Origin of the sequence: Mycobacteroides sp. H003 (assembly GCF_001440135.1) — a bacterium.
In the GTDB taxonomy this organism is placed as follows: Bacteria; Actinomycetota; Actinomycetes; order Mycobacteriales; family Mycobacteriaceae; genus Mycobacterium; species Mycobacterium gwanakae.
In genome coordinates this window covers 1-495 of record NZ_LJYL01000001.1, presented here as the reverse complement: position 1 = coordinate 495, position 495 = coordinate 1, and the positions used below count along the sequence as shown (strand labels likewise).

Annotated in this window: 1 protein-coding gene and 1 pseudogene; both read right to left on the bottom strand. The window is 64.6% G+C overall.

The window, feature by feature from the left end; all coding sequences use genetic code 11:
- Positions 1-7 precede the first annotated feature (7 nt).
- Positions 8-298 (bottom strand): WXG100 family type VII secretion target, encoded by a 291-nt coding sequence (locus tag AOT87_RS00010; protein WP_030095673.1) that lies wholly within the window; start codon positions 296-298, stop codon positions 8-10.
- 32 nt (positions 299-330) lie between these two features.
- A pseudogene (locus AOT87_RS00005) lies at positions 331-495 on the bottom strand (type VII secretion protein EsxS); the annotation flags it as partial.

The following is a 495-nucleotide window of genomic DNA, read 5'->3' as shown; positions in this document are numbered from 1 at the left end:
AGGGCGTTTATGCGCCCCATTTGGCTCCTTCTGCCATGTCGCGGGCGTTCATGGACAGGGTGTTGGTTTCGTGGGTGGTGCCCATGGCGCGGTAAGCGCGGATGAGCTCTTCCATCGCGGTGTTCCACTGAGCCTGCCAAGCGGCCTGGCTCATCGAGGTATCACCGTGCCAGGCCGCCTGCAGGGAAGCCTGCTGGGCGGCCAGGTCTGCTCCCAGGGCGGTCAGTACACCGGAGTAGGTGTTCATCTCGCCGGCGTGGGCCAGCATGGCGGGGTAGTTGAAAGTGATCTGCGACATCTGCTGTGTTCCCTTCCTTGTGCGTGTGTGGGTTAGACGCCGATGTAGCGGCTGGCGGCGGCGGCGTCTTCGGCCACGTAGGTGGCTGCGGCATCGCCGAGGTTGAGCTGGGCGATATCGAGCAGGGCGTTGACCTTTGCGGCGACTTCCACGAACCGGGCGTGTGCGGCCTGGAAGGCCACCGAAGACTCTCCGAC

Bases quoted from the DNA above. Each gene is read 5' to 3' on its own strand.
- AOT87_RS00010 (WP_030095673.1), bottom strand. From the start codon at position 298: ATGTCGCAGATCACTTTCAACTACCCCGCCATGCTGGCCCACGCCGGC.